Here is a 21,154-nt window from a genome sequence, read left to right on the forward strand (position 1 = left end):
GGTGGATATTTATTTTGCTTGTTCCGTCGCAATCTCCAAGTCACATCAAAACAAATATCCACCCCACGCGTACTAAAGGTAAGGAAATTATAAAATTACTATCCTTTATTTTATATTTTTTAATATGAAAATGTAATAAGACCTTTGATTTATAGCTAATTGAAATTTTATACTTTCCTAGACAGTAAGAAATGATTTAGAGATCTGAGATGGCAAGAAGAGAAAAAATATTCAGGCATCTCAATTAACTCTCCTTACCTTCTTACCTCCTTATCTTTATTATCCTTATTCTCTCTTTTAACTCTTTTATCTTAGAATACAATCCTAAGGGATTGCATAAGTTCATCTACCCAAAATATATTTTGGAGATTCACTTAAGAAACTCTAGTGCCAGCAAAGTTTCCTCCTCATCTCATTCCCCCTTTTAACTCTCTTACCTTGTACCTTGTCTCTCTCTTATCCTTCTTATCCCGATTATCCTGATTAACTCTTCTTATCTTTTTACCTTGCCTCTCCTTACCTTCTTACCTTCTTACCTTCTTATCTAGTTTCTTATTATATAAAAACATAAACAACGATGCTCCAAATATTATTAGATATCCAATAACACTTAAGTAATCTGGTAATGCTCCAAAGATAACAAAACTAATTAATGCTGAGAAAATTATATTTGAATAATCAAAAATAGAAATCTCTTTAGCAGGAGCATATTTATATGCTAAGGTTATTCCAAACTGTCCAACGCTTGCAAAGACACCAGCTAATAATAAATATATAAGCTGAGTCATTGTCATAGATTTATATACTGCCATCATAAATGGGAATATTGCCACTAATGAAAAGGCAGAAAAATAAAATACTATTGTATAATGTTTTTCTTTGCCTCCTAAGACTCTAAGGCAAGTGTAAGCTGCTGCTGCAAAAATTGCTCCACCTATACCAGCTAAAGCAGGAATCATTTCAAAATTAAAACTTGGTTTTATAATGAATAAAGCTCCTGAGAAAGCTATAACTAAAGCTAATCCCTGTTTAAAATTAATCTTCTCTTTTAAAAACAAAGCAGAAAATATTATTACAAAGAATGGACTTAATTTATTTAACATATTAGCATCTGATAGAATAAGTCTATCTATAGCATAATAATTTAGCACTATTCCTAATGTACCAAAGGTTGATCTCATTATTAAAGTCTTTTGGTTTTCTTTTTTCCCAAACAAACTTTCCTTATGTTTTAGAATTAAAATTAAAGCAACTATTGCAGATACTAGATTTCTAAAGAAAGTTTTTTGGAAGGATGGTAAATCCCCGGCTAACTTAACAAAGGCAGACATCATAGCAAAGCCAAAGGCTGATAGTATTATGAATATTATTCCTTTTGTTCTATCACTTAAATTATTAAAATTCATCTGTTCCTCCTCATATGACTTTTCAAATTAAAATTCAATATACATTATACTTATTTATTAGTCACTGCACCATACTAAAAGTAAAAAAGCACTTGGAAAAATCCAAGTACTTTTTCATATTTCTATTTACTTTTTCTTACCTTTTAAAGTATCTCTATTCTTATTCAAATACAATACTACAGCTACAATTATAAAGATAAAGATTAATCCTAATATAATCAATAATGTTTTTTCTCCATCTTCTAATCCTTTTATTTGTTCATACATAGGTGCATCTTCTGACTCTTTATACTTAAAACTTCTTACATTACCATCTATATCAACAACTGCTCCATCTCCATGCAACTTATATACCTCTGTTTCTTTTCCTAGATACACCAAGCTTTTAGTTAATAGTTCTTCATTTGGAGATGTTAGAACTAACATAAACTTTCCACTACTGTAGCTAGAGTAATCTAACTGAAAGGTTGCAATGTTTTTAGCGTAGTCATCCATTAAATATAATTTTTCATTAGATAAGAATTTACTCCAATCTTTATCATACTTAAACCATAATGAATTATTTAGATCCTTTATAAGCTTATTATTATTAGGCGTACCATAAACTATAATATTATTATCCTTATGTTCATCCTTTAAATTACCTATACTTAAGGCTCCTATTTTACCAAGATTGTATCTCATACTTTTTCCCATAAGGTTAGCCATATTTCCTAAAGCAGTTAAATCCTTAGATGGAAGGTTATCTGGAATAATAAACAATGTATCATTTATATCCCAATCCTGAACAAATGGCGTAGGATAATTATTAAAATAAAATTCATTTGTGTTTCTACTATTAATTTGTATATATGAATCTCCAGTTACTAATGCCCATGGTTGTTCATACTGATTCTTCTTACAATCTACATCTTTTAAATTTAAATCATAGGCTAATTTTACTTCTACATAGGACGTATTTAAAACATCTTTAGGAATAACTATTGATATATTATCATTATTAGCTTTTTCCCTCTCTAACTTTTTACTACCTATTGGAGTATTATTTATATATACAGTAAATAAAGACCTATCAAAATCGAGATTTTCAGAGTATCTTAGATTTAATTCAAGCTTATCTCCTGGAGATAACTTTCTATTCTTAGGTAAGGCATATCCAATCTTAACTTCTTTTCTGAAAAGTCCTTCTACCTTCATTTCACTTACCCCTAATTCTTCTAGGGTAATTATCGAACTAAGTGGCTTTATCTCTTTATCTAAATTCAGCTTACTATTCACAAAAATTGAACTTGATGAAACTTGACCATATATATCCTTTTTCATCAAAAACTTAATAGCACTTTCTAATTCACTTTCACTATTAGAAATTATAGAAATTAGCTTTAAATCACTTCTTGTAGAAAAAGGTGAATTATTTACTCCTATATAAGCTTCCTTATCTAATTCTAAATCTTTTATATCATTATTTATTATTGAGAGGCTACTTTCTCCTTCTAATTTTGAACCTATAAATATAACATTACTTTTAGATAAGTCCCCCTTATCACTCCATTTTACAATTTCCCCACTACCATTAATCTCTCCTAAAAGAGTTTGGAATTTTAGAGCAGATGATAGTTCACCATCTGTATATTTATCAGGAATTATTATCTTATTATTAGAATCATAGCTTTCTGATAATCCATATGGGAATTCCATAATTTCATTTCCATATATTTTAGCCTTTTCTACTAATTCTATATTGGATTTTCCCCTTAAAACTAGCCAGTTTGCAGTATTATAATCATCAGTGCAGGATTCACTGCTAATTCTTAAATATCCCTCTACTTTAACTTCATTAGATCCCTCTTTTAATAAATAACTAGGTAAATTTACAGTAAGAGCTTGTGGCTCTCCATTTTTCTTTTTTATCTCCATAGAGTAAAATTGAGACCCATTAAGTGAAAATGTTAAATAGCTTTTTATTTTATCACTTAATACATCTGTTACTTCTATCTCTAAGTTTAAAGTTGCTCTTTCAGTTCCTTCTTTACTATTAGAATTAAAAATCCATCTATAACTATCAAATACTCCATCAAAGGAAATATTACTATTTAACTCAATCTTATTTGTATAAGTTTCATTTGTATATGTATAACTCTTTTTAGGAAAAGCTGTAGCAATATTTACTGGTATAATAAAACTTACAACTAAAATCAAACTAATTACCTTTAAAAGTTCTTTTATCTTCTTCTTCATTAGTACCTCCTAGTCCTTATTCAAACCTTTCAGTTTTATACCATTTAACCTCTTGCTTTAAAATTGTGTCCTTTATAAAACTATAAAAACCAAATCCAGCTACTATCCCCCAAAGCTTACAATATGTAAAATACATTATGGCTATAGTAAAGAAATTCTTTAAAGTTAATTCTCCTTTTTCTGTAGATATACACACAAGCAATGATAATATAAAAACAGATACTGCCATAATCCATAGTGTAATACCATATCCCTCAATATTTAATGTAATAAGCTCCATCATGGATAAAATAAATAATAAATCCGAAATAATATTTGCACTTAAAAAGAAGAAATATACCATAACATAATAAGCAATATCAAAGCGTGTTGCTCCTGAATCCCTTGCAAAAATATACTTAACATTCTTTAAAACCACATATATGTTTCCTTTTGCCCATCTTGTCCTTTGCTTAAACCAAACCTTTAAGGTTTGAGGTTCTTGCTCCCAGGTTACAGCAAGCGGCATAAATTTAATTTTATACCCCATTCTATATAATCTAAAACTTATTTCAGTATCTTCTGTAACTGCTTTTGTGTCCCATCCACCCATTTCTTCTATTAAAGACCTTCTTATAATAAAGTTTGTGCCAGGAATGGTACATAAATTAAAGAACTGCCATCTTCCAGCCTGTGACATCCACTGGAAAGCTAAGGTTTCAATATTTATAAAAGCTGTTAGCATATTTACTTTCTTATTTCTACATCTAAACTTCCCAATAACAGCACCTAATTGTTTATCCTCTTCTATGGTTTGAACTAGGTATTTTAATGCTTTAGACTCTGGTGTATTATCAGCATCATATATTGCTAAGTATTCCCCCTTACTTAAGTCTAAGGCAATATTTAATGCATTAGATTTTCCCTTACCACCTGTTATATTATCTGTATTTATTACAATAAAATTTCTATTTGTATACCTATTCTTTACATTTTCTAATATTTCAGCTGAATTATCAGATGAATTATCATTTATAATTATGACTTCATATCTATCCTCTGGATAATCTAAATTTAGCAATGATACTGCAGTCTTCTCTATTACAATTCCTTCATTATGTGCAGGTACCATAATACTTACAAATGGATAATGCTCAAGTTCCTCTTTCATTTTCTTGTCATTTGTTTTTGTATAGTAAATATACCCTCCAATTACTAGGACAATATTTACAGTTATAACAATCCATATGGTCCCTAGGGAGTATAATAAAAGATAGTCAAAAACATTCATATTACTCTTCCCACCTACTTGAAATACTTCTTTTTATCAATTCTTCTACTATTAAAAAAGAAAATTATAAAAATACATATTGCTAATAATGTAATAGTAAATACTCCTTTATTGAAGGCACTTAAACTCACCTTATTTTTTTCTTCTGTTTCTTCATTTACAAAGGCCTTACTATATTCTTTATTAGATATAAACCTTTCAATATATACACTTTTACCATTTAGAAATGTCCCTTTATAATTCCCCTCAATTTTATAGTTACCAAAAGAAATATCCATATCCATTATTTTAGTAGGATTTGAAAAAAACATTCCTGATGATAATATTCCTTCTACTGTTTTTTTGAACAAATCATTTTTTGTGTTTCCATCAATGGCTAGAGCTACTCCATGGTAATATTCCTTATCTAGTTTTTTCCAGTCCTCTTCCACAAGAACATTTTTTATTCCTTTAATATTAAGACTTCTTATATTTAAATTTCCTATATCACTATTATTCCAAAGTATAATTGTATTACTTTTATGTATAAAGTTTTCTTTTTCATAACTATATATCCACTCATTTGGCACTGTAAGTCCCACTGGATATAGCCAATAATTAACAAGTCCTTCATATGCTAAGGTCATTTTATTAATAAGTTCACTATCCTCAATATATTGAGACTGATATATGTATGGTGATGATAGAAATATTGTTCCTCCATTTGTAGCACAATATCTTAAGGCTTCAGTATACCTTTTCATAGATTCAAAATTTTGATTATTAAACACTGGCATAACATCTACAATAAAGTTAACTCCTCTTTCATTTAGATACTTCACTTTTTTAATCAAGTCTTCTAAATTATCATAGGGATAAACATTTTTCAAAACAAGATAAGTACCTTTTTTAGAATTATCTATATTAAATTCCCTCTCTATATATCTTTTTAAAGCAAGCTCATTACCACTATGTAGCATATCTAAATTACTTTTATTAAATGTAACTACATTTGAATTACTTTCTTTTATACTATTAATCTTATTATTTAGCTCATCTTCAATAGCTAAAACTACAACCCCTGAGGCATTAGCTACATCTTCATTTGTATATTCATCCCACTTCTTTATTTTTAAGTCAGAGCCACTTGTTAACATAACTCTTACCAATTTATTTAACAAATTTTCATTAGCTGTAAACTCCTTATAGCTATCAAATATAATAAGGAAATACTTATTTTCACTATCTGCTTTTATAGTTCTAACAGAAAAAGTCATAAATAGCATTATACATAAAAGAAATACTAAGCTCCTTTTTTTAAACATCGTACTCTAATTCCTTCTCTGCTCTTTCAATGAATTCCATGGCGTCATTTATTGATTCATTTATAGTGTAAGAACCTATTTGAACTTCTATATTTAAATCATTATATAGGGTCTCTTTTCCCATCTTTAATTCACCTATAGATTTTTTCAATCTATTTTTTACAATACTAGCTCCATCCTTATCTGAAATTATAATAAAAGCAAATGTATCATCATCTACAATATATTTTCTATCTTCAAACCTTAAGGAATCACTTAATTCCTCTGAACACTTAACTAAAACCTTATTAAAATATTCTTTTCCTACAATTTTTAAAATCCTATTTCCATACTTAATTCTCACAAGTATTAAACTTACATGAACGTTATATCTTTTATAAAGTTTAATATATACAGGCATTTCTTCCATAAAAGCACTTATATTTCTTAAACCAGTTGATACATCTACCTTTATAAACTTTTCATTATATGAGATTATCTTTGTATAACTATTTTCAAGATTATTAATTTCTTCTGATAAGAAAGATACAATAAAAGCAGTTACAGGGATTATAACTATCCAGAAAAAAACTCCTTCTCCTATTTTCACATCAGAAACCACTGAAATAAAAAAGTTATATGAGGTATAGACAAAGTCTATTATTAAGATTATTACTAAAACAAAAGTTCTATTTAAATAATAACTTGCCAAGGCTACAATCATTACAAGTGTAACCATTATATAATTCTCAATGTCAGAACCTAAGTTTAAGTAACTAAAAGAAATGGATAATATTAAAAAATATGCAATAAGTAAGCTTATACATATATCTATTTTGTTATTTGCTTTATACTCATTCATCCTTAGTTAACTTCCTTTCACTATTATTTATCATTTGTATAATAAAATTTATCAACATCAAATCAAAGGTTAAATTAAATAGAAATACATGCTTTGATAAATCTGCATCTCCTGCTCCTATTACAGATGTGAATATTTGAGATAATCCAGCCAAATACACATATATAAAACAATCTTCAATAAGAATTGATTTCTTATCCTTGTTATTAAAAGCATTTTGGTATCTTTTAAAGGAATAAAGAAAATATACTCCTGAATACAATATTGCAAATAAAAGTCCTTTAGGCATTATAAACTTCTTTAATGTACTCCATAATACAAAGAAATTACTCTTTGCTCCAAATTCTTTACCTTCTATCTTTTCAAAGTTTCCCATTGCCTCTGGTCTTATTTCATAAGCCTTACTAAAGCCCATATCTAATACTTTTTTCAAAGCAGATGGGTGAGTTACATAATATTTTATTATTGATCCAACAGAGTATTTATTATAGAAATTTTCCAATAACCTTTCATCATATGGAGAAATTGATGGTGTTTCCTCATAGAATATTTCCCCCCCTAATAAGGAATAACTCCCCTCTATTCCAAAGTACTCTAATATTTTTTCAGGATCATTTTCATATAATAATATTCCTCTATTCATAGCATGAAATCTATTTATAAAATCAAAATCTCCTTTTATAGATTTATAAAAAAACAATGCAGATACTACAAATATTATGGATAATACTATAGAACCTGCTCTTAGGATTTTATCTTTAGTAGAAAATGCTACCCTTAAAATAAGTATTGCTATTAATATACCAATAGGTGCTAATTGTTGTTTAGCCCCAAAAAACAAGAAAGCAATACATGAAAACAAAATAAGATTTAACAGGTTTATTTTATTAAATCTTATAATATATAGGATTATTCCTATACTTAATAAAAACGTAGGGACTACCACTCCTTCTCCATAGAAAGAATTGAAGTAGGATATATATCCAGTATCACAAAATATCACAACATATAATAAAGAAATTAAATATTTTAATCTTTCTTTACTTAAATATGATGTAAATACTTTTACTAATAAATATCCCCCTATGGAGTGTATAAAGAGTAGTAATCCCCCTAAAAATCTTATATCAAATATTTTATTACTATAGAATATTTTATTTATTCCTAAAGCAAGTTGTATAAAAAATGATTGAGTAGATACTAATAAAGTTTCTGATTCATTATTATACTCATAAATGCCATAATCCTTATTAAAATATCCAAGAATTTTATCCTTTTCTTCTATTGGCAAATGATATAAATCGTTTTTGCTCATTATTCTAAAATAATCTCCATTGTCAGCAACACCAATTATAGGTCTAATAAAAAGTGTACTGCCTCCAATAATTAATATCAGAAAAAATGTTAATAATTGCGGACTTATCCTCTGCCTCAAAGGAAATAAAGCTTTTCTAATTATTTTTATCATTTGTAATCACCTAATTATCTTTAGTTGTTTAATTATGTCTTATTTTATATTTGCCCTATTATCATCAACAATATCTAAAGATTTATCAATAATATTAGATAGCATATATACATATTTCATAAATACTTCCTTAAAATCACCAATGGTTGTATCTTGTTTAAAATAGAATTCAGTATAGGCTATGCTATTTGTACCTTCATACTTTTTAATATGAGGGTCCCCTAGTTTATCAATCTCATTATGTACAACTTTTAATACTAAATTTCTTCTTTTTTCAAACTCATTAACATTTTTACTATTTGCAACATTCTTAAGTTTATATCTTGTAATATATGGATTAGGCTCATAATGTACATATAATACCAATTTCTCATTAGTAACATGGAATTCTGCTTCAATATGAATTTCATAAGTTTCTTCTCCAACTTCATACAATCCATATTCCCACTTTGCTTCTTCTCCTATCCACCTATTCTTTACAAGCTTAGATATAAAGCTTAGTTCATCTCTACCTGATCCTTTTCCAAAGAACCTTACAGATAAATTATCTGGGTAATCTAATGAAAGCATCATTGTCCTAAAGTGTATAAACATCCTTTCCTTTTCATTACTATCAAGCAGGATATTTATAGACTGTGTGTTAGCAGGAAGGTCTTTAATGCTATAATATCTAATCATATTAGCTCCAAAGTCTTTATATAGCCTATTTAATCCTTCATCTTCTATTTCTACCCATACATCATTTATTAAATCCTTAAAAGTTTTATTAATATACCTATCATCTTCCTTAAGCTCGTCCTCAATCAATGTTAAATAGATACATTGAAATTTAACCTTCTTTTCATTATTATATCCTTGAATAAGCTCCTCTTTAGCTACTTCTTCAGTATAAATAAAGGTTTGATTATGACCTTCATTTGCTTTTAATTTCTCCTCAATAACAGATATAATAATTTCATCTGCATTTTCAGCAATTACAATAATATCTGGTATCCCTCTTGATGTAGCATTTTTAGTATAAGCTTCTACTTCAAAGTTAGCTATATTAGGTACCTCCAGTATATGTTTACCGAATGCATTTTTGAAATTATTAGAATTATTGATTAAACCCACTATCATATTACCTATTATTTCTTCATTAAAGGTAACTCCTAATAAATCCATAGTATTAATTGGCATTATCTCATCCCCTTTTACCCCATAATATTTTTATCATATTAAGTCTTATTTTACATCATTCTTCTATATTTTGTAAACTTATATCGATTATGGTAAAAACTAGCCATAAAAATACTATACTAAAGTAGTTATCTCTGCATTAATAGGTAATAATCCCTTTTAATTTGCAAGAACTCCTCTAAATCATTTAGGAATTGAAATAATAATGCTCTATTCTCAAATTCATCTCTGCTCTTTGGTAAATCCATTTGTTTATATACATCCCTTAAAAAATTAACCTTATTAATTAACTCAAGGCAGTCATTTTCTTCAGATAAATTATTTGCTACCTCTTTAGTTAAGTCTGAAAGCATTTTAGTTTGCTCATACTTCATATAAAACCTTTGAAAATGCTTCTTCATTCTTTTCATTGTGTCCATCTGCATAATTCTCATATCTATATACTTAATAAATTGTGTCTTTTCCTTAAAAAGATAGTTATTATTTATCTCTAAAGCTAATGCTTTTGTGGCAGCAATATTTTCTTCTATCTCTTCTAAAACCCTCTGTTCATCTATTGGTACAGCATGAGTAATTAAAGTTTCCCCCATGGAATAAAGTATTTTTCTATATCCCTCTTCAATATTTAACTTATTCTCTTCAAACTTATGCTCTAAAGACTCAGTAAATAAATTAAATATAAGAGCTACTCCTATACCAATTAAGGTTAATCCAAACTCATTTATTATCCAATAAATATCTATGGGATTACTAACTAATAGATGGGTAGATAAAACAGACCCAACTACCATCCCCTCTTGCAATGAAAATCTTTTTGTTATTGGAACAAATATTAAAAGAAATAGTCCAAAAACTATTGGATTAGTACCAAGAAGTAAATATAAGAAATAAGATAATAATATTGCTATAGATACTGCAATAAATCTTTTTATTGCAACTAATATAGATTCTACCCTAGTACTTTGTATGCTTAATATTGATATGATTCCTGCAGTAACACTAAATTCTAAGCCTAACTTTGTAGCTATGATAATTGAAATTGTAGCTGATAGTACAATTTTCACTGTATTAGAGTATAGTGTTTTCTTCATAAAACTTTTCCCCTATTTTATATAAAACCCATTTATATAAGTTTCTTTATCATACTTTATTTCTATTCCATCCACCATTTTTTGATCCTCTTTATTATATACAAAAGGAATATCATTAATTTCTGCTAACATATCCTCTTCACCTTTATAACTTGGATAAATTTCATATGCAGGTCTTCCACACCCTCTAAAAACCTTTATTCTTATGTAATTTTCACTACTATTTTTTATTATATCTTCTAAAGCTTTTTTAGTTTTTTCATCAAATGTTATATTCATATTTTAATTCTCCCTTACATATTCAAATCTATATTTTTGTTTAACTTCTGGATATTTGTCATGGTCTACTTCACTTGCAAACATATCTAAAGGTCTTACAAAAGTTCTAAACTCTCCATATAGAGCCTTATATACAACAAACATTTCACCAGTTTCTGTATGCTCTGCTATATCAATTACTTCATATTCATTTCCCTTAAAGTGTCTGTAGATACCAGGTACTATTTTATTCATTTCCTTCACCTCAAATACAATTATACAAACTTTTGCATATAATTAAATACTTTTTCTTCTTTATTTAATTATGATTCTAGTATTTATAATTTTTAAAATTTTATTAATATTTACTTTATAGTATTTATCTATTCTTGTTTAATGGTATCATTAATATAGGAGGTGAAAGATATGACATTATCCAGTAGTGATAACGACTTTAGTGAAGACATAGATTTATACAAAATCATCTTATCTGATGATTTCATGAGTAAGTTTAGTAAATTTGACTCTATAGACGATTTTTTTAACTCTAGTAATTTTGACATTACAACAGAAGAAGATTTAAAAAATATTGATATTGATGAGTTTAACACCTATGTACAAAAAAATACTAAGTTTGGATCTTGGAACGATATGATAGAAACAGCAAGAATTGCATTTAGCAAATATAAACTTGGTTTACTATAAATAATTATATATATTTCTCCACATACTAGATTTGAATTCTACATAAGGAGGAATGAACAATGAAATACGGAAAAATATTAGCAGCAGTTCTTATTGGATCTACATTCTTTATTGGATGTGGTAAAGATACAACTACTGAAAATCCACCAGCTACTTCTCAAAATCCAGCAGACTCAACAGGTACAGAAAGTCCAGATACAATAACTTCACCATCTAAGGTTACTGATGAAATTACTTTAATAGAAGCCTTAAATGAAAAGGGTCCTTGGATTGTTATACCTCAAAACGATATCAAAACTGATAAGGACATAGTTGTTTCAAAACTTACAGCTACTCCTGAAGGAAAAGTAGGACGTAACATTTCACTTTATGCAACTGACGAAAATCAAAAGGTAGTTAAAGAATATACTCTAACTGCACCTAGATTAACAATTGCAGCTGACGACGTTGAATTAAAACGTGGTACTTTTGTTGGAGATATATACGTTCAAGGAAAGAACTTTAAAATATCTAATACAAAGGTACAAGGAAACATATACTTCCAAAACCAAGAAGCTAAAGACACATTTAAATTAGATGGAGATGCTTCAGTTTCAGGTGTACAAGAATTAAAAAAATAAAATAAAAATCACAGAGCATAATCCTCTGTGATTTTTATTTAAATTAATTATTTAAAAGATCGAACATTTCCTTTACTGTTCTCTTTACATTATCAGGTAACTTATCCAAGGCCTTTTTTCTCTTCTTTTCATCTAATTGCATTATTCTCATAACTTCCTGTTGAAGTCCAGGTATGTTATTTAAATCTTGAGTAAGTTGAGCAAATTTTTGTGCGAAAGCAGGATCTTGCTGCATTCTTTGTTGAACCTTTACTATTAGTTCATAAGGATTCATACTAATCCCCCCATAAATTATTTAAATCATATTTTATCTTATTCATTTTTACTTTAAAGGTTCTTAATTTTTGCTCTTTACATACCTTCTAATTAAACTCTATTACATTCAATCCTATTTCATCATCAAATTTTCTACCAATAACTCCATTTATTCTATGTATGATTATTTCACAAGTAGCACTAATTACAGCTTTATTTAAATGACCACCAACTACGCTTCCATCTTCTCTACCAAAGTTTGCATGGAAGTGTAAATAAGGTTCATTATCCTTTACTGATATATTACCTGTAAGGCTTGTCATCTCCATTTCCTCTTTATACTCACTAGAATAATATTTCTTTTCCTTTACTTTATACAAGCCTAAAATCACATTATCTACTGCACCTATAGCTGATACAGAACCTGCACTTATAGCTTTTTCTTTGCATAATTCCGTAATTGCAGAAATTATTTCTTCTCCCTTTTCTAATCTCATTACAATTGTGTCTCCAAATACTTTATAAATCATTATAATCATTCCCTTTCTAGATATAAAGTTGTAGATATACAAAAGAATCCTCTGCCTATTACGGTAAAGGATTCTAATTTTTACTTACATAAATAATTTTGTTTTACTAATTTAATTATTTCTTTAGCTTCATTTGCTTGCTTTTTAGGCACCTTAAAAGAAATAGGCGCACTATAAAAAGCTCCACTTGTAGCCATTACTGTATTTCCATCAACACCAATTTTAACATCAACATCAAGATCAAAATCACCTGCTGTTTCATAAGTAACACTTTTTATATTCTTCGCTGGGAAAAATTTAACCTCTACTTTTTTACCAGTTACACCTTGTACATCAACTAAATATAATCCTAAGTTAGTTAGAATTATAGAATCTCTTATAAATTGAAATGAAGCTAATATTTCCTCTCCATCTAAAATATGATCATTAACATATTTTAAATCTGCTCCCATAGTAGCATTACCAACTAGCTTATCATAAATACCCATTTCATTCCCTCCAAATCATTTATTAATATAATAATATCATATTTTTCTGTAAACCTATACTAATTTATAATATAATCTTCTAAATATTCATTGGCAATATATGAGATTTCACTTCTTAAATTGTTTAGCATATTTAGTTCTCCACTTTTTAAATCTCTTACTTCATTAACTATGGAATTTATATTATTATAAAACTCTTCTATTTCATTTTCACCTAATAAATTCATTTTATCTTCTATAGGCTTAGGTAAATATATCTCTTCATCTATTCCTGAGATCTCATACACCTCAATTTGCTCTATCATAGCCATTACTATAGTAATTATTTCATTTAAAGTAAACTTTACTTTCTCCATTTTCTTCTCCTATTGCTTTATGATAAATCATTATATCCTTAAGATAACCTTATATCAACATTAAATTTATCTCATTTATTGGAAATTAATCTTTATATTGCTATATAATTGTAATGTAATATTATTATTTTGGGGGTAAATATGAAAGATAAATTTCTTAATAATCTAATGGACAAAATAACTCTTAATCCTTTGGATAACAAAAAGGCTGTTATTGGTTCTGTAGAGGGCTATAGTTTTACTATATCTGCTAGCAATAATACCTATATACTTGTATTGCCAGTAAAGCTTTCAGAGAGTTACACAAAGATGAAGTTATTATTCTTCTTAGATAACTTAAAAATTGATTATGACAAAATAAATGATGCACTTTACTCTAACTCAAACATTATTGTTAGTTATACACCTAAAAAGAAAAATGACCTTTTTGCAGATGAATTTCTTGAGATACTAAGTAAAATTACTCATGAACTATCATTTAACAACCTTTCAAGCTGTTGTGGTTTATGTGGGGAAGTTGTTAGTATTTCTCCCTTTGCAATTGATGGCACACTAGTACTATGCTGTGATAACTGCAAAAATAATGTACATGCTGATATTGCTTATAAACAAGAATCTATAAAAGATCTTCCAAACAACATTCCTCTAGGAATAATTGGTGGCTTGCTTGGTTCTTTAATAGGTGTTGCAGCATGGATGTTTGTAAACTATTTAGGATATATCTCTGTACTATGTGCAATACTACTTGTATTTTGTTGTATAGGTGGATATAAGAAGTTTGGAGGTAGGATTAACATTTCAGGGGTTGTAATAACTTCAGTTATTATAATAATTATGGTTTTCCTTGCAAATTACCTTTCTCTTGGAATTTCATTATATTCAGAATTTAAAGATATAGGGGCTTCTTTACTTGATTGTTTATCAGACGTTCCAGCATTGCTACAAGTTGCTGAAATAAAAAGTGCTTTCTTAAAAGACTTAGGTATAAGCTATTTATTCACAGTAATTTCTGCAATATCAATTTTCTCAAAAACTTATAAAGAAGATAATTACAAAATCAATACTGAAGAAATAACTTATTAAAATACAAATAAAGATACTAGATTTATATAAAACCTAGTATCTTTATTTTAAAAACCATTATTTTTACTAACATCCCCATACCAATATCCACTTTTTTTCAATGATCTCTTCAATCCATTTTCTCTATCTACATATACAAATCCATACTTGTTCTTGAAAGCATTAGACATAGACCAGTTATCCATAAGTGACCACATGTGATATCCATAAACATTTGAGCCTTCATTTTGAGCCTTCCAAATCCACTTTAAATGTTCCTTTAGAAATTCAATTCTAGCATCATCATGAATAAAACCTGTATCATCCATATCCTCAATATCACCTTTATATCTTCCAATTCCATTTTCTGAAATATATACTGGAATATTATCATATTCATCCCTTAACATTATTAAAATATCATAAATACCCTTAGGATAAATTTCCCATCTCCTGTCCTTGTTAAAGATTCTATTAGGCATTTCATAATGATCAAAGAAATATTCAGGAGTTTCTACTTCTCCTCCACTTATATGTTCTTTAGCCTTTACCCTTCTTGGAAAATAGTAATTGAATCCTAAAGTTTCTATGGTGTTATTTTTTATTAGCTCCAATTCTTCTTGTGTATAAAACTCTTCTAATAAATTATATTTTTTTAGTAATTCTACTAATTCCCTATTAAATTCTCCCTTTACCATAGGATCAAGGAAGCTATTTGTAAAGAATAGTTTGCAAATCTCTGATGCCTTAACATCTTCCTTATTATTATAATCTCTAGGATATACTGGTGACATACTTAATATTGTTCCAATAGTACTATCACTTTTTAAAACTCCATCTCTTCTAAGTCTTTTGAATACTTCTACAGCTTTAGCACTAGACAATATAGTATAGTATGTAGCTTTCACACCTCTTTTTAAATCTTTTATTATTGGATAATGAAATCCATAAATATATGAACCTTCTATAGGTACTATAGGTTCATTATGAGTAAACCACTTCTTTACTCTATCTCCAAACAATCTAAAAGCGATTTCAGCATACTCTTTATATTTATTAACAACTTCTAGGGACTCCCAGCCACCTTTTTCTTGCATAATCCATGGCATATCAAAATGAAACAAGCAAACAAAAGGTTCTATTCCATTACTTAATAGCTTATTAATTAGATCATTATAATATTTAACTGCTTTTTCATTAACTATTCCATCTCCGTTTGGTATTAACCTTGACCATGCTATAGAAAACCTAAAGGAGTTATGATTCATTTTTTTCATCATCTTTATATCTTCATCATACATATGATAAAAATCTACTGCTACTTTATTTCCCTCTCCACCAAAAAATCTTTCTGGTTCCTTCTTAAACCATACATCAAAAGTAGTATCACTTTTCCCATCACCTTCATGGGTTCCTTCCGTTTGAAGCGCTGAAATAGCAGTTCCCCAATAAAATCCATCATTAAACTTATATTTCATTTATATCCTCCATATCTTCTACTAAAATGACAGGTAGCCTAATATTATAAATCAGGCTACCCTTTTAATTAAGCTTTCTTTAAATCCTTATACATTTCTATCATTTCTTCTGCTAAACTTCTTATAATTTCTGCACTCATCATTTGATCTTCTGCATGCATTAGTATTAGTGAAAAATCCACCTTTTCTCCTGCTGCTTCTTGCTGAATTAATGATGCATGTGCATGATGGCCCTCAGTTAAATACTGACTAGCTCTTTTCAAATTTTCATCAGCATTCTCATAACTGCCTTTTCTAGCTTCTCTAATTGCCTCTATAGATAATGACTTTGACATTCCTACATTACTTATTATTTCAAATGATATAAGTTCTAATCCTTCCATTACTCTTCTCCTGCTTCTACTCTATACGTTTGCCATTTTTGGTTCTAGCTTACCTTCTTCTTCAGCTTGCTTTAGAGCAGATTTACTAGCAGCTATAACGAATGGAGCATAAATTAAAGTACTAACAGCTAAACATATAAATCCACATACAAGTGACATTATATTTGAACCACCTGTTCCTAAGAATGGTATTAATGGTCCTGGAGTTGTCCAAGGCACACCATATGCTACCGGTGGCATTATTTCCAGTACGACGACAAACATATAACCCAGTAATACGTTTACAACTGGAGTAATAATAAATGGAATTATATATATTGGATTTAATACTATTGGTAAACCAAAGATTATAGATTCATTTATATTGAATAATCCTGGAGCTAAAGATAATTTTGCAATACCTCTTTGATCTTGTGCCTTACTAAATAAAAATATAGCTATAATTAAACCTAGAGTACATCCTGATCCTCCATAGTTTGCAAAGGCATCATTCAATCCTCCCCAAGTTACTGGGAATGGAGCTCCCCATGAAGTACCATGTTCTGCAACATATGCTAAGTTTGCATTATTTGCTTCTGCAAACATAGTATCTCTAACTGCTGCAACTGTATTTGGTCCATGAATTCCCATAACCCATAGTAATTGTGATACTAAAGCAAATACAACAACTGAACCAACATTATTTCCAAGTTTAGTTAAAGGTCCTTGAAGAACATCATATACAATTTCATGTACCCCACCTGGAGCAATTTTCATAATAATAAAGTTGATAATAGCAAAGGAAATTGTTACAATCATAATAGGTAGTAAAACTTTAAAAGTTCTTGCTACTGCTGGTGGAACTTGTGGTGGCATTTTAATTTCTAATTTGCTTGTTTTTGATAATCTAGACATTAATTCACCAACAAGTAAACCTACTATAATAGCTACGAATAAACCTTGTGCACCCATATATTTTGTTGCTAAGTGGTTAGCGCCTTCTATAGAAACATAATTTGGGTAGATTATAAAGAATACTGATATAGCAGTTAATCCTGTTAATAAGTCATCAGCTTTCATTAATCTTGCAAGGTTTCTAGCTACTAGGAATACAATTAATACAGCTAGTATGTCTACTGACCCCTTTAATACTGGACTAAATATTGCTTGATAATCAGCTAAATTAGGGAATATTTCTCCTAGCTTAAATATCTTAGCAATAAATCCGTCTGGTGATAACAAAACAAAGTTAAGTAATATCATCAGGGATCCTGCCATGGTAAGAGGGAATGTTAAAATAAATGCATCTCTTACCGCACAAATATGTCTTTGTGCATTTAGTTTTGTAGCGATTGGTACAAGAGCTTTTTCAATTCCTGCTTGGAACTTGTCCATAAAACTCATTTCTTTTCCTCCTTAAATATTATTTATATCATTAAGCTAAGATTAAGAAATCTTAGCCAATGCACCCTCTAATATTGCCTTTCCATTCATTGTTCCATATAACCTCATATCTATTACTTCTACTGGAACTCTTCCTGCAACTAAAGCATCTACTTGTGGCTTTTGGAAACGTACTTGAGGCCCTAATAATACAATGTCAACACTATCTATCACTGCTGAGCATTCTGATATTGGTAATGCTTCTATATCTATTTCTATACCTTTTTCTATTGCAGATTCTTTCATTTTATTAACTAATAAACTTGTTGACATTCCTGCTGCACACACTAATAATATTTTTTTCATAAAAACTCACTCCTTAATTTTAATTTTTTAATTTAGAATTATTTAAATGTCTTTACCATTGTTTTTTATTACATCCTTATACCAATAAAAGCTTTTCTTCTTAATTCTTCTTAAATCCTTTATATCATTTTCATCTCTATTTACATAAACAAAGCCATATCTCTTTTGATATCCATTTAGCCAACTTAATAAATCTGTAAATGACCAAGTACAATATCCCAAAAGTTCTACTCCATCAGTAACAGCTTCTTTACAAGCTTTTATATGATTTCTTAAATACTCTATTCTATAATCATCATTTATAACATCACCCTCTTGAAGCTTATCAAACTCTCCAAGGCCATTTTCAGTAATTAAGATTGGTAATCCATATTTACTTGTTAATCTTCTTAATCCAATTCTTAACCCAGTAGAATCAATTTCCCAATCCCAATTTGTACTATCAAGATGTGGATTTCTTTTATTTCTATATACTCCTGGTATTCCACCCTCTTCTTGAGTTCCTTTTTCACCTGAATTATTCATCTTATAATTTCCAGTTACTCCATCTATGGAATTCATTGCAACTGTAGATGATCTGTAATAATTTATTCCTATAAAGTCTGCCTTACCCTTTTCTAAAAGTTCTAACTCCTCATCTTCAATAACAGGAGCAATTCCTAATTTTTCATAGTTTTTAAGTGCAAATGATGGATAAGTACCCTTACAATAAACATCTAACCACCAACTACAATTTATGTCCTCAGCATCTTCCGCTGCTAAGATGTCTTCTGGATTACAACTATATGGGTATGTTGGTGAAAAAGCAAAGCTTGGCCCTATCATACCATTAGGTACAAATAACCTAAATGACTCTATAGCTTTTGCATTTGCAAGATTAGCTATATGATTAGCTTGGAGCATTCTTTTGATATCCTTTACACCAGGTGGATGCAAACCTTCTTTATAGCCTAATCCTATAAATACATTCTGTTCATTTAAAGTTACCCAATATTTTACCCTATCTCCATATCTCTTATATAAAGTTATACAATAATTATTAAAGTCTTCTATGATATTCTTAGATTCCCATCCTCCATATAAATCTTGAAGTGCTTTAGGTAAATCCCAATGATATATTGTTATTATTGGTTTTATATTATTTTTTAATAATTCATCAATTAAGTCATCGTAAAACTTTAAGCCCTCTTCATTTACTTCTCCTCTTCCTTCTGGATATATACGACTCCATGATATTGAAAATCGATATGCCTTCAACCCCATTTCAGCCATTAAAGCTACATCCTCTTTATATCTGTTATAGTGGTCTACTGCTATATCTCCATTAGTTCCCTTAAATGTTGTACCAGGAATTTTAGTATATATATCCCATATACTTTCTCCTTTGCCACCTTCATTCCAAGCTCCTTCTACTTGATAAGCAGCTGATGCTGATCCCCATAAAAAATCATCTCTGAAAGCATCCAATTTAGTATATATCATTATTTCAACTCCCTTCATTCTGCTTTATAAGCTTATTATACCCCCCTAAAAAAATCTTTGTAACCCAATTAGGTCCTTAAAAAACATGTCCCACTCTTTAATAAATTGATACCAAAAAATAACATCTTGTTTTTTATTTATCTGTCTTTTCTAAAGAAAAAAATAAGGTTCCTTACATGATAGTTCATGTAAGGAACCTTAATATTTTAAATTCTATATTCATTATATAATTTTTTACCTATTCTCTCTATTATATATAATACAGGTAACTGTGTTGTAATATCGCTTTCCCCAACCTTTACTTGTTGAACATAATATGTAAGGTTTAAGTCCGACATTTTGGCAAGAGTGCAATTCTCTGTGTTGGTAATACTAGCAACTGTGCAACCTTCTTTTTTAATTTTGGCAACATGATCAATAGTAGTTGGGGTCTCTCCACAAACAGATAGCGCTATAACCAAAGCATTAGTAGAGTAATATCTAAAATCTGTAGGGAAAAATGGATCATCTATATGCACTGCAAATTTCCCTATGGAAGAAAGATACCTAGCTGCATACTTACCTAATATTCCGGAAGAACCTATTCCAATAAAAATTATTGTATTTGCATTTTTAACCATATTACATAGCCTGTCCAATTTATAGTCTAAATCACTATTATCTATACCCTTAAGGAAGTTTATTATTTCTGAGGCATCATCACTTACTTTTTTTATATTTTCTTCTTCTATATACATTTTAAATCTAACTTTAAACTCAGAAAAGCCTTCACATTTTAGTTTCTTGCAGAATCTTAGAATTGTAGTAGTTGATACATGAGCTTCATCTGCTAACTCTCTAATTCTCATATACATAACTTTTTTTCTATTCATCATTATATAACTGTATAATGAAAGCTCTAACTCATTTAAACTTTGTATAACCTCATAATTAAACATATTATTGTCAACCCCATTCCCAATCAATCGTTTACATAAATATTATAACCAATTATTGTTTGGCATTCCAGTTT

General features: G+C 28.8%; 23 protein-coding genes. 3 read left to right on the forward strand and 20 right to left on the reverse strand.

All coding sequences use genetic code 11. The annotated features are described in order from the left end of the window. Positions 1 to 524: 524 nt before the first annotated feature. The 10 genes from I4V16_RS01270 to I4V16_RS01315 form a co-directional block, all read right to left on the reverse strand. Positions 525 to 1,406 (reverse strand): DMT family transporter, encoded by an 882-nt coding sequence (locus I4V16_RS01270; RefSeq protein ID WP_111937855.1) that lies wholly within the window; start codon positions 1,404 to 1,406, stop codon positions 525 to 527. A 126-nt stretch (positions 1,407 to 1,532) separates the two neighbouring features. Continuing rightward, entirely contained in the window at positions 1,533 to 3,644 is a 2,112-nt protein-coding gene (locus I4V16_RS01275) for a cellulose biosynthesis cyclic di-GMP-binding regulatory protein BcsB (RefSeq protein ID WP_195966373.1), read from the reverse strand. A 16-nt stretch (positions 3,645 to 3,660) separates the two neighbouring features. Then, on the reverse strand, positions 3,661 to 4,914 hold the full coding sequence (locus I4V16_RS01280) for a glycosyltransferase family 2 protein (RefSeq protein WP_195966375.1): 1,254 nt from the start codon (positions 4,912 to 4,914) through the stop codon (positions 3,661 to 3,663). A gap of 14 nt (positions 4,915 to 4,928) precedes the next feature. Continuing rightward, positions 4,929 to 6,218, reverse strand: coding sequence for a DUF2334 domain-containing protein (locus tag I4V16_RS01285; protein WP_195966377.1), 1,290 nt, complete (start codon positions 6,216 to 6,218; stop codon positions 4,929 to 4,931). Further along, a complete protein-coding gene (locus I4V16_RS01290) occupies positions 6,211 to 7,059 on the reverse strand; it encodes a diguanylate cyclase (RefSeq protein ID WP_195572704.1) in 849 nt (282 codons plus the stop codon). The genes I4V16_RS01285 and I4V16_RS01290 overlap by 8 nt, the downstream gene beginning before the upstream one ends. After that, a complete protein-coding gene (locus I4V16_RS01295) occupies positions 7,052 to 8,527 on the reverse strand; it encodes a hypothetical protein (protein ID WP_243282778.1) in 1,476 nt (491 codons plus the stop codon). Before I4V16_RS01295 ends, I4V16_RS01290 begins: the two co-directional genes overlap by 8 nt. A 39-nt stretch (positions 8,528 to 8,566) precedes the next feature. Then, positions 8,567 to 9,706 carry a hypothetical protein gene (locus I4V16_RS01300; RefSeq protein WP_099329042.1) on the reverse strand — a complete coding sequence of 380 codons (1,140 nt, stop codon included), beginning with the start codon at positions 9,704 to 9,706 and terminating at the stop codon, positions 8,567 to 8,569. 128 nt (positions 9,707 to 9,834) lie between these two features. Then, positions 9,835 to 10,797 (reverse strand): aromatic acid exporter family protein, encoded by a 963-nt coding sequence (locus tag I4V16_RS01305; protein ID WP_195542279.1) that lies wholly within the window; start codon positions 10,795 to 10,797, stop codon positions 9,835 to 9,837. Between the two features lie 12 nt (positions 10,798 to 10,809). After that, positions 10,810 to 11,076, reverse strand: coding sequence for an iron-sulfur cluster biosynthesis family protein (locus tag I4V16_RS01310; protein WP_049178668.1), 267 nt, complete (start codon positions 11,074 to 11,076; stop codon positions 10,810 to 10,812). Between the two features lie 3 nt (positions 11,077 to 11,079). Continuing rightward, positions 11,080 to 11,310: a DUF1653 domain-containing protein gene (locus I4V16_RS01315; RefSeq protein ID WP_049178666.1), complete on the reverse strand. Its 231-nt coding sequence runs from the start codon at positions 11,308 to 11,310 to the stop codon at positions 11,080 to 11,082. A 171-nt stretch (positions 11,311 to 11,481) separates the two neighbouring features. Between I4V16_RS01315 and I4V16_RS01320 the strand changes: the two genes are divergently transcribed. Together I4V16_RS01320 and I4V16_RS01325 are read left to right on the forward strand one after the other, a co-directional pair. Further along, positions 11,482 to 11,760: a hypothetical protein gene (locus tag I4V16_RS01320; RefSeq protein ID WP_111937850.1), complete on the forward strand. Its 279-nt coding sequence runs from the start codon at positions 11,482 to 11,484 to the stop codon at positions 11,758 to 11,760. A gap of 59 nt (positions 11,761 to 11,819) precedes the next feature. Beyond that, positions 11,820 to 12,380 (forward strand): hypothetical protein, encoded by a 561-nt coding sequence (locus tag I4V16_RS01325; protein WP_099329046.1) that lies wholly within the window; start codon positions 11,820 to 11,822, stop codon positions 12,378 to 12,380. Between the two features lie 43 nt (positions 12,381 to 12,423). Here the strand turns inward: I4V16_RS01325 and I4V16_RS01330 are convergent, their stop codons facing one another. From I4V16_RS01330 to I4V16_RS01345, 4 genes are all read right to left on the reverse strand, one after another. Further along, complete coding sequence (locus tag I4V16_RS01330; protein WP_027097917.1) at positions 12,424 to 12,654, reverse strand: hypothetical protein; 231 nt, start codon at positions 12,652 to 12,654, stop codon at positions 12,424 to 12,426. 88 nt (positions 12,655 to 12,742) lie between these two features. Then, positions 12,743 to 13,165: a PPC domain-containing DNA-binding protein gene (locus I4V16_RS01335; protein ID WP_099329047.1), complete on the reverse strand. Its 423-nt coding sequence runs from the start codon at positions 13,163 to 13,165 to the stop codon at positions 12,743 to 12,745. A gap of 80 nt (positions 13,166 to 13,245) precedes the next feature. Beyond that, positions 13,246 to 13,653 (reverse strand): PH domain-containing protein, encoded by a 408-nt coding sequence (locus I4V16_RS01340; protein WP_049178658.1) that lies wholly within the window; start codon positions 13,651 to 13,653, stop codon positions 13,246 to 13,248. A 59-nt stretch (positions 13,654 to 13,712) separates the two neighbouring features. Next, positions 13,713 to 14,009, reverse strand: a complete 297-nt coding sequence (locus tag I4V16_RS01345) for a hypothetical protein (RefSeq protein ID WP_049178657.1) — start codon at positions 14,007 to 14,009, stop codon at positions 13,713 to 13,715. Between the two features lie 141 nt (positions 14,010 to 14,150). On the opposite strand from I4V16_RS01345, the gene I4V16_RS01350 reads away from it, so the two are divergent. Continuing rightward, the gene (locus I4V16_RS01350; RefSeq protein ID WP_111937848.1) at positions 14,151 to 15,092 is read left to right on the forward strand and encodes a hypothetical protein; all 942 of its coding nucleotides are present in this window, start codon (positions 14,151 to 14,153) and stop codon (positions 15,090 to 15,092) included. Between the two features lie 47 nt (positions 15,093 to 15,139). Here the strand turns inward: I4V16_RS01350 and I4V16_RS01355 are convergent, their stop codons facing one another. From I4V16_RS01355 to I4V16_RS01380, 6 genes are all read right to left on the reverse strand, one after another. Beyond that, complete coding sequence (locus I4V16_RS01355) at positions 15,140 to 16,549, reverse strand: glycoside hydrolase family 1 protein (protein ID WP_195966379.1); 1,410 nt, start codon at positions 16,547 to 16,549, stop codon at positions 15,140 to 15,142. A gap of 68 nt (positions 16,550 to 16,617) precedes the next feature. Beyond that, positions 16,618 to 16,932 (reverse strand): PTS lactose/cellobiose transporter subunit IIA, encoded by a 315-nt coding sequence (locus tag I4V16_RS01360; RefSeq protein ID WP_099329050.1) that lies wholly within the window; start codon positions 16,930 to 16,932, stop codon positions 16,618 to 16,620. A 21-nt stretch (positions 16,933 to 16,953) separates the two neighbouring features. Beyond that, positions 16,954 to 18,315 carry a PTS sugar transporter subunit IIC gene (locus I4V16_RS01365; RefSeq protein WP_099329051.1) on the reverse strand — a complete coding sequence of 454 codons (1,362 nt, stop codon included), beginning with the start codon at positions 18,313 to 18,315 and terminating at the stop codon, positions 16,954 to 16,956. 42 nt (positions 18,316 to 18,357) lie between these two features. Further along, complete coding sequence (locus I4V16_RS01370; RefSeq protein ID WP_195572713.1) at positions 18,358 to 18,660, reverse strand: PTS sugar transporter subunit IIB; 303 nt, start codon at positions 18,658 to 18,660, stop codon at positions 18,358 to 18,360. A gap of 42 nt (positions 18,661 to 18,702) precedes the next feature. Then, positions 18,703 to 20,142, reverse strand: coding sequence for a glycoside hydrolase family 1 protein (locus tag I4V16_RS01375; RefSeq protein ID WP_049178681.1), 1,440 nt, complete (start codon positions 20,140 to 20,142; stop codon positions 18,703 to 18,705). 206 nt (positions 20,143 to 20,348) lie between these two features. Next, entirely contained in the window at positions 20,349 to 21,080 is a 732-nt protein-coding gene (locus I4V16_RS01380) for a MurR/RpiR family transcriptional regulator (RefSeq protein WP_049178645.1), read from the reverse strand. Positions 21,081 to 21,154 lie beyond the last annotated feature (74 nt).

Origin of the sequence: Clostridium sp. 1001283B150210_160208_E6 (assembly GCF_015669365.1) — a bacterium.
GTDB lineage: Bacteria > Bacillota > Clostridia > Clostridiales > Clostridiaceae > Clostridium > Clostridium paraputrificum.